This window comes from Xanthobacter sp. BG11Y11_SDJG (assembly GCF_057364445.1).
On record NZ_JBNFNU010000206.1, the window covers coordinates 1 to 7,413 of the forward strand.

Below are 7,413 nucleotides of genomic sequence, written 5' to 3' on the forward strand. Positions count from 1 at the left end.
GGCTCCGGCGCGGCCTCGAAGGCGAGGCGGGCGGCGCGGTGGGCCTCCTCCACATGGCGCACCGCGGCGGCGCGCGCGGCTTCGGGATCGGCCTTCTCCACCGCCTCGAGGATGGCCTTCATTTCCGCATGGCTCTGCTTGCCGCGCCCCGGCAGCGACATGGAGCGCGCGCGCAGGAAGTTGATGCGCGCGATCAGGCCCTGGAGCGTCTCCTCGATGATGCGGTTGCCGCACACCCGCGTGATCTCGCGATAAAAATCGGCCGTGGCGGCGATGCGTCCGGCCGCATCGTCGGCGCGCACCGCCTTGGCGAAGGCCGCGAGCGCCGCCGTCATGGTCTTGACGTCGGCCGGCGTCGCCTTGCGGGCGCACAAGGCCGCCGCCTCGCCCTCAAGCAAGGCGCGCACCTGGTAGATCTCGCCGGCGTGCTCCAAAGTGAGGATGGGGACCTGCGGCCCGCGATTGGGGATGATGGAGACGAGGCGCTCGGCCTCAAGGCTCCTCAGCGCCTCGCGCACCGAGGGGCGCGAGACGCCCAGCATCTCGCACAGGTCCACCTCCACCAGCCGGTCGCCCGGCTTGAAGATGCCGGCGATGATGGCGGAGCGCAGCTTTTCCACCGCCTGCTGCTGGACGGTCTTGGGCGAGACGCGCAGATCGGAAGGGCGCACGGTTCAACCTCGGCCAATCTGGCGCGGTCCATGGCGCCGGAAGACGGTGTAGCTCGCCTTGAACCAGTCGTTGGCCGCAAGGCGCGCGCGCCACTCCGTCCCACGGGCCTTTTCGCGCTCCGGCGAGGCAAGGGCGCGCGAATCCGCCAGATAATGCAATGCCAGATGGGTATAGGGGTCGGGAACCCCGTCGGCAACACGCATGCGGCGAACCATCAGCCAGTCCGGGTTCGCCATCAGCAGGGGGATGTGCTCGGTCTCGTACCAGCGATCGAATTCGGGCTGCGCCTCCTTCGGTACGTTGAAGGACACGGCGTAGAGAATCGGCGCGTCGATGGGATCGAAGGCCTCCGGCTGGACCTTTACGAAGGTTTCGTCGGCGAGATAGCGCGTGAAGCCGGTGACGTTCTTCAGCATCCAGGCGGTGAGGTCCGAGGGCTGCTCCTTCACCACCTTGTAGGCGGCGGACGACATGACCCCGAGAGTCTCCATCTCGTAGACGGCCAGATACCCCTTGCCGTCCTCGCGCGCATAGCGCTGGGCGCTGACGAAGCCGGGGCAGGCCATGCGGATGGGGATGTGCTCCTCATCGTACCAGCGATGGAACTTGTCCTCGAAATCCGCGCCGGGGGCCATTTCGGAAAAGAGGATCGACGGCGCCTTCGTTTGCATCTCTGATCTTCCGATTGACAAATTGTCTGACAAAGTCATAGTCGGCCGACAGATGAAGTCAAGCCTTCGAGAGATCCGCATGCAGCTCAATGTGCGCCGAACCATCGTCACCGTGGAGGACCGCAACGAGGCCGAGGGGCGCAAGGCCGCCGCGCCCGTGCGCAAGGTGGCGGTCGTCGCGATCGTGGAAAATCCGCTCGCCGGAAAGGGTTATGTGGACGACCTGAAGCCGCTGATCGCGGCCAGCGTCGACCTCGGCGCCTTCATCGCCGCGCGCGCCGTCGAGGCGCTCGGCCCCCACAAGGCGCAGAGCTACGGCAAGGCGGGCATCGTCGGCCTTGCGGGCTATCAGGAGCACGCGAACGCGCTGCTCACCACCGCCTTCGCGAACCCGATCCGCGACGCCATCGGCGGCGGCGACGCCTGGATCTCGTCCATGACCAAGGTGGCGGCGCCGGGGACGATGATCGACGTGCCCATGAACCACAAGGACGACGTCTATGTGCGCTCGCACTATGACGGCATGTCGGTGGTGGTGCCGGACGGCCCGCAGCCGGACGAGGTGGCGATCATCTTCTGCCTCGCCAGCGGCGGGCGGCTGAACGCGCGCGTGGGCGGCATGACCCACGACGAGGTGGTGGCGCGCAAGGCCAAGGCCTCCGCCTGAGCAGGGAGGGCGCGTCCATGCGCACGGCGATCGTCAATCTCGGCCGGATCGTCACCGGCGACCTCGCGGCGCCGGTGGTGCCGGGCGACGGCATCCTCATGGCGGACGGCCGCATCGCGGCGGTGGGCACGCTCGGCGCCGCCGAGGTGGAGGCCTGCGACGTGGTGATCGACGCGGGCGGGGCGACCGCCATTCCCGGCCTGATCGATTCCCACGTCCACATCACCTTCGGCGACTACACGCCGCGGCAGAAGACGGTGGGCTTCCTGGAGAGCTACGTCCATGGCGGCGTCACCACCGCCATCAGCGCCTCCGAGGTGCACGTGCCGGGCCGGCCGAAGGACGTGGCCGGCGTGAAGGCGCTCGCGGTCGCCGCCATGAAGTGCTTCGAGACCTACCGGCCGGGCGGCATGCGCGTGCATGCCGGCTCGCTGATCCTGGAGCCCGGCCTGACGGATGCGGACTTCGCCGAACTGGCGGCGCTCGGCGTGTGGATGGTGAAGGCGGGCTTCGGCGCTTTCGCCACGCCCTATGACTATGCGCCGCTGGTGGCCATGGCGCGGGCGCACGGCATGGTCTCCATGGTGCATACCGGCGGCTCGTCCATCCCCGGATCGTCGGGCATCTGGGCCGACCATGTGCTGAAGATCGCGCCCGACGTGTCCTATCACGTGAACGGCGGCCCCACCGCCATTCCGGACGCCGACTTCCCGCGCCTCGTCGGCGAATCGGACGTCGCCATGCAGGTGTGCACCGCCGGCAACCTGCGCACCACGCTGCTGGTGGGCAAGCTGCTCGCCGAGGCGGGGCGGCTCGATCGGCTGCTGGTCGCCACCGACACGCCCACGGGCAGCGGGATCATGCCGCTCGGCATGTTCTACACGCTGAGCCACCTCGCCTCGCTCGGCGGCATGGACCCGGAGATCGCCATCGCCGCGGCCACCGGCAACAATGCCCGCGTCTACCGGCTGAACAGCGGCATCATCTCCCCCGGCAAGGACGCCGACGTGGTGGTGATCGACGCCTGCGCCGGCGGCTCGCAGAACGACGCCCTCGCCGGGCTGGTGAACGGCGACGTTCCCGCCGTGGGCGCCGTGGTCACGGCCGGCGTGCCGCGCGTGGTCGGCCGCTCGCGCAACACGCCCGAGACCATGAAGAAGGTGCGGGTGGCGAAGAACACCGTGCCCCAGGATTTCGGCGGCGCCGGCCACTGAGCCGGTGCATCGCCCGCTCTCGGCAGAGGCCGCCTCCCATGGGAGGCGGCCTTTTTCGTGCGCGTAGGCGTCGCCGGCGCGCCGTGATCGGCCGCGGGCGGGCGCGTCGGAGATGGGCAGGAACGACCCATTGCATGGCGCACAACAAGGCGAATGCTGAAAAAGTTAGCTTCGATCCGTAGGCATATTGACATCCGGTCCCGATGCGCATGAGATTGTCTGACGTTCATATTTTCAGATAACCAGAGGGACCAAAACATGACCTGGAAATATGCTCTCGCGCTGCTGCCGGCGTTGCTCACGTCTGCCGCCGCCGGCGCGCAGGACTTTCCCACCAAGCCCGTGACCCTGGTGGTGCCCTACGCTCCCGGCGGCTCGTCGGACATCATGGGCCGCAGCGTCGCGCAGAAGCTCACGGACATGTGGAAGCAGCCGGTGGTGGTCGAGAACAAGCCCGGCGCCACCACGACCGTCGGCGCCGCCTACACCGCCAAGCAGCCGGCGGACGGCTACACCATGATGGTTGCCCCGCCGCCCTTCATCATCACCCAGCACGTCTATCCGGACCTGCCCTACACCACGGCGAGCTTCGAGCCGGTCTCGCTGATCGCCTATTATCCGCTGGTGCTGGTGGTGAACGCCAATCTGCCGATCCACAACCTGAAGGAGCTGGTGGAGTACGCGAAGAAGAATCCCGGCCTCACCTATCCCTCGCCGGGCGCCGGCACGACGCCGCATCTGATCGGCGAGATGCTGGCCCAGAAGGAGAAGGTCGACCTCGTCCACGTGCCCTACAAGAGCGGCGGGCAGGGCGTGGTGGACCTCGTCGCCGGCCGGCTCCAATTCTATGCCGGCGTGCCCACCGAGGTGATGCCGAACATCAAGGCCGGCAAGCTGCGGCCGATTGCGGTTCTGGCCCCCACGCGCTCCGCCCAGCTGCCGGACGTGCCGACCTCCACCGAGGCCGGCTTCCCGTTCCTGCAGGCGCAGTCCTGGACCACGATCGTGGTGCCGAAGGGAACCCGAAGGCGATCGTCGACAAGATGAGCGCCGACATCGCCAAGGTCACCGCCGATCCCGAGCTGCGCGCGCGCATGGAGCCCCAGGGCGCCGTGTTCGTGGGCTCGACCCCGGAGGAACTGGCGAAGTTCTACAAGGAAGAGGACGCCCGCTTCGGGCCGCTGGTGAAGGCCATCGGCCTCAAGCCGGAGAAGTGACCGGCCGCCCCGCGCGGGCCCATTGCGCCGCCGCGGAGCGCGCTCCATCCAACCGTCGACCCGGCGCGGCGCCCTTTAGCGAGGGCGCCGGACGGCCCGGTGTGGCCACGGGAGCCGTTCCCGGCGGGCATCGCTCAACCATCCAGGGGAATGACCATGCTGAAGACCCTCGTGCGCGCCGCGGTCGCGGCGCCCGCTGGCCGCGCTCGCCCCTTCTCGCCGCGCCGCCGGCGTCCGCCCAGGACTGGCCCACCCCGGCCGGTGCACCTGATCGTCCCGTTCGCCCCCGGCGGCGTCACCGACATCGCCGCGCGGGTGGTGGGCCAGAAGCTCGCCGAGACGTGGGGCCAGCAGGTGGTGGTGGAGAACCGCCCCGGCGCCGGCGGCACCATCGGCGTCGACGCGGCGGTGCGTTCGGCGCCCGACGGCAGCACGCTGCTGATGGCCACCAACGGCGAAATCACCATCAACCCGGCGCTCTACAAGAACCTGACCCACGATCCGCAGAAGGATCTCATCCCCATCGCCATGGTGACCAACACGCCGCTGCTCTGGGCGGCCAACGCCAATACGCCCTACGGCTCTTTGGTGGAGTTCATCGCAGCCGCCAAGGCCAAGCCGGGCGACATCGCCTATTCTTCGCCCGGCGCCGGCACCATGAACCACCTGACCGCGGAATGGTTCGCCATGATCACCGGCACCAAGCTGCTGCACGTGCCCTACAAGGGCGGCGCGCCGGCCGCCGCCGCCATCGCCGGAGGCGAGGTTCCCGTGAGCGTGCTCGCGGTCTCCTCGGCCCTGCCGCACGTGAAGTCCGGCAAGGTCAAGGTGCTGGGCATGACCACCAAGGAGCGCACCACGCTGGCCCCCGACTGGCCGTCCGCGCGCGAGGCGGGGATCGCCGATTTCGATGCCTCGATCTGGGTCGGCCTGTTCGCGCCCAAGGGCACGCCCGCCGACATCGTCGCCAAGGTGGCGAAGGACCTCAAGGCGGCGCTCGCCGACCCGGCCGTGGTGGCGCGTCTCAACACCGCCGGCGCGGAGGCCGCGGGCCTCGACGGCGAGGCGTTCCTCGCCCGCATCAAGGCCGACACCGCGCGCTATGCGCAGATCGTCAAGGCGCGGGGATCGAAATCAACTGAGCGAGAGGCGGGGGCCAGCCCCCGCTTCCCGCCGGCGCCGGTTCAGATCAGCTTCAGCCCCTTGAGGCTGGCATGGCCTTCCTTGCCGACGATGATGTGGTCGTGCACCTCGATGCCGAGCGGCTTCGCCACGTCGATGATCTTGCGCGTCATGTCGATGTCGGCGCGCGACGGCGTCGGATCGCCCGAGGGGTGGTTGTGGGCGAGGATGATGGCCGTAGCGGAGAGCTCCAGCGCCCGCTTCACCACCTCGCGGGGATAGACCGGCGCATGGTCCACGGTGCCGGTGTGGAGCACCTCGTCGGTGATCAGCTGGTTGCGCTTGTCGAGGAACAGGACGCGCACCTGCTCGCGGTCCTGGAACGCCATGGCGGTCCGGCAATAGTCGAGCACCGCGCTCCAGGAGGACAAGGCCGGGCGGCGCTTCACCTGCCCCTTGGCGAGGCGCTGGGCGGCGGCCTCCACCAGCTTTAGCTCGGTGATGATGGCCTGCTTCACGCCCGGCATCTCGGCCAGAAGCGCCGGCGGCGCGGCGATCACCTCGGCGAAGGAGCCGAAACGGTCCACCAAGGCCTTCGCCAGGGGCTTCACGTCGCGCCGCGGCACGGCGCGGAACAGCAGCAACTCCAGCAGCTCATAGTCGGCGAGCGCCTGGGCGCCGGCTTCGCGGAAGCGCTCGCGCAGCCGGTCGCGATGCCCGTGGAAGTGGGGGGCCTCGGCGACGCCGTCCTCGGGCTCCTCCATGGCGCGTGCCGTCAGGCGATCTGGTAAGGCGGCTTGTGATAGCCCTTCGGGCTCAGGGTGAAGATCTCCACCCCGGTCTCGGTGACGCCCACCGCATGCTCGAACTGGGCGGAGAGCGAACGGTCGCGCGTCACCGCGGTCCAGCCGTCCGAGAGCACCTTCACGTGCGGGCGGCCGAGATTGATCATCGGCTCCACGGTGAAGATCATGCCCGGCACCAGTTGCGGGCCTTCCCCGCGCCGGCCCACATGGACGATGTTCGGCTCGTCGTGGAACACCTGGCCGACGCCATGGCCGCAGAAGTCGCGCACCACGCTCATGTGCTGCGGCTCGACGAAGTCCTGGATGGCGGCGCCGATGTCGCCCACATGCCCGCCGGGGCGGATCGCGGCGATGCCGCGCATCATGGACTCGTAGGTCACTTCCAGCAGCCGCTCCGCCCGGCGCGGGATCGCGCCGATGGCGAACATGCGGCTCGAATCCCCGTACCAGCCGTCGAGAACCAGCGTCACGTCCACATTGACGATGTCGCCCTCCCGCAGCGGGCGGGGGTTGGGCATGCCGTGGCACACCACATGGTTCACCGATGTGCACACCGAATGGCGGTAGCCGCGATACATCAAGGTCGCCGGATAGGCGCCGTTGGCGAGGGCGAAATCGAAGATCAGCTGGTCGATGGCCTCGGTGGTGACGCCGGGGCGCACCATCTCCGCCACCGCGTCGAGCGCGCGGGCGGTCAGCTGGCCGGCGCGGCGCATGCCCTCGAAGCCCTCTGGCCCGTAGAGCTTGATGTGTCCGGTCTTGCGGAGCGGCGCGCTGGCCGCTGCTACGTAGCTCATCGACTTTGCCTTGCGGCACCGGCGTGCGAGCCGGCGCTGTGATCCCGCCTCAGATTTAGGCCAGTTGACCGGCAAAGCAAGCGCTGCGCGCATGTGGCGCCGGCTGCGGCCTCCCGCGGGCGCGGCCGCCCATGCTATGAAAAAGGCCTGCGGCGGCGCGATTCCCCCGCTGCTGCGCCGTCCAGAGTGTGCCATGCCGCCGAAGCCTTCGACCCCCCGCGCGCCCGCGGCGTCCCGATCCCTCCGG

At 69.2% G+C, this 7,413-nt stretch carries 8 protein-coding genes and 1 pseudogene; 5 read left to right on the forward strand and 4 right to left on the reverse strand.

The annotated features are described in order from the left end of the window. Window positions 1-671: GntR family transcriptional regulator (locus tag AC2W7M_RS15905; RefSeq protein WP_486133192.1), on the reverse strand; the 671-nt coding region annotated here is incomplete at its 3' end. Window positions 672-674: 3 nt separating this feature from the next. Further along, window positions 675-1,343 carry a DUF4286 family protein gene (locus AC2W7M_RS15910; protein WP_486133193.1) on the reverse strand — a complete coding sequence of 223 codons (669 nt, stop codon included), beginning with the start codon at window positions 1,341-1,343 and terminating at the stop codon, window positions 675-677. A gap of 79 nt (window positions 1,344-1,422) precedes the next feature. Between AC2W7M_RS15910 and AC2W7M_RS15915 the strand changes: the two genes are divergently transcribed. From AC2W7M_RS15915 to AC2W7M_RS15935, 5 genes and pseudogenes are all read left to right on the forward strand, one after another. Beyond that, on the forward strand, window positions 1,423-2,010 hold the full coding sequence (locus tag AC2W7M_RS15915; protein ID WP_486133194.1) for an amino acid synthesis family protein: 588 nt from the start codon (window positions 1,423-1,425) through the stop codon (window positions 2,008-2,010). 17 nt (window positions 2,011-2,027) lie between these two features. After that, window positions 2,028-3,224, forward strand: a complete 1,197-nt coding sequence (locus AC2W7M_RS15920) for an amidohydrolase family protein (RefSeq protein WP_486133195.1) — start codon at window positions 2,028-2,030, stop codon at window positions 3,222-3,224. Window positions 3,225-3,482: 258 nt separating this feature from the next. Beyond that, window positions 3,483-4,271 (forward strand): Bug family tripartite tricarboxylate transporter substrate binding protein, encoded by a 789-nt coding sequence (locus tag AC2W7M_RS15925; protein ID WP_486133196.1) that lies wholly within the window; start codon window positions 3,483-3,485, stop codon window positions 4,269-4,271. Next, entirely contained in the window at window positions 4,268-4,441 is a 174-nt protein-coding gene (locus tag AC2W7M_RS15930) for a hypothetical protein (RefSeq protein WP_486133197.1), read from the forward strand. Before AC2W7M_RS15925 ends, AC2W7M_RS15930 begins: the two co-directional genes overlap by 4 nt. A gap of 156 nt (window positions 4,442-4,597) precedes the next feature. Beyond that, window positions 4,598-5,557, forward strand: a pseudogene (locus AC2W7M_RS15935) (Bug family tripartite tricarboxylate transporter substrate binding protein); the annotation flags it as partial. A gap of 68 nt (window positions 5,558-5,625) precedes the next feature. On the opposite strand, the gene radC reads toward AC2W7M_RS15935, so the two are convergent. Together radC and map are read right to left on the reverse strand one after the other, a co-directional pair. After that, a complete protein-coding gene (gene radC / locus AC2W7M_RS15940) occupies window positions 5,626-6,327 on the reverse strand; it encodes a RadC family protein (protein WP_486133198.1) in 702 nt (233 codons plus the stop codon). Window positions 6,328-6,338: 11 nt separating this feature from the next. Further along, window positions 6,339-7,166, reverse strand: a complete 828-nt coding sequence (gene map / locus AC2W7M_RS15945; RefSeq protein ID WP_121624349.1) for a type I methionyl aminopeptidase — start codon at window positions 7,164-7,166, stop codon at window positions 6,339-6,341. Window positions 7,167-7,413 lie beyond the last annotated feature (247 nt).

What these genes read in the sequence shown, in the direction of transcription:
- AC2W7M_RS15910 (WP_486133193.1), bottom strand. Translation starts at nt 1,343, where the DNA reads ATGCAAACGAAGGCGCCGTCGATCCTCTTTTCCGAAATGGCCCCCGGC.
- AC2W7M_RS15915 (WP_486133194.1), top strand. Translation starts at nt 1,423, where the DNA reads ATGCAGCTCAATGTGCGCCGAACCATCGTCACCGTGGAGGACCGCAAC.
- AC2W7M_RS15920 (WP_486133195.1), top strand. Translation starts at nt 2,028, where the DNA reads ATGCGCACGGCGATCGTCAATCTCGGCCGGATCGTCACCGGCGACCTC.
- AC2W7M_RS15925 (WP_486133196.1), top strand. Translation starts at nt 3,483, where the DNA reads ATGACCTGGAAATATGCTCTCGCGCTGCTGCCGGCGTTGCTCACGTCT.
- AC2W7M_RS15930 (WP_486133197.1), top strand. Translation starts at nt 4,268, where the DNA reads ATGAGCGCCGACATCGCCAAGGTCACCGCCGATCCCGAGCTGCGCGCG.
- radC (WP_486133198.1), bottom strand. Translation starts at nt 6,327, where the DNA reads ATGGAGGAGCCCGAGGACGGCGTCGCCGAGGCCCCCCACTTCCACGGG.
- map (WP_121624349.1), bottom strand. Translation starts at nt 7,166, where the DNA reads ATGAGCTACGTAGCAGCGGCCAGCGCGCCGCTCCGCAAGACCGGACAC.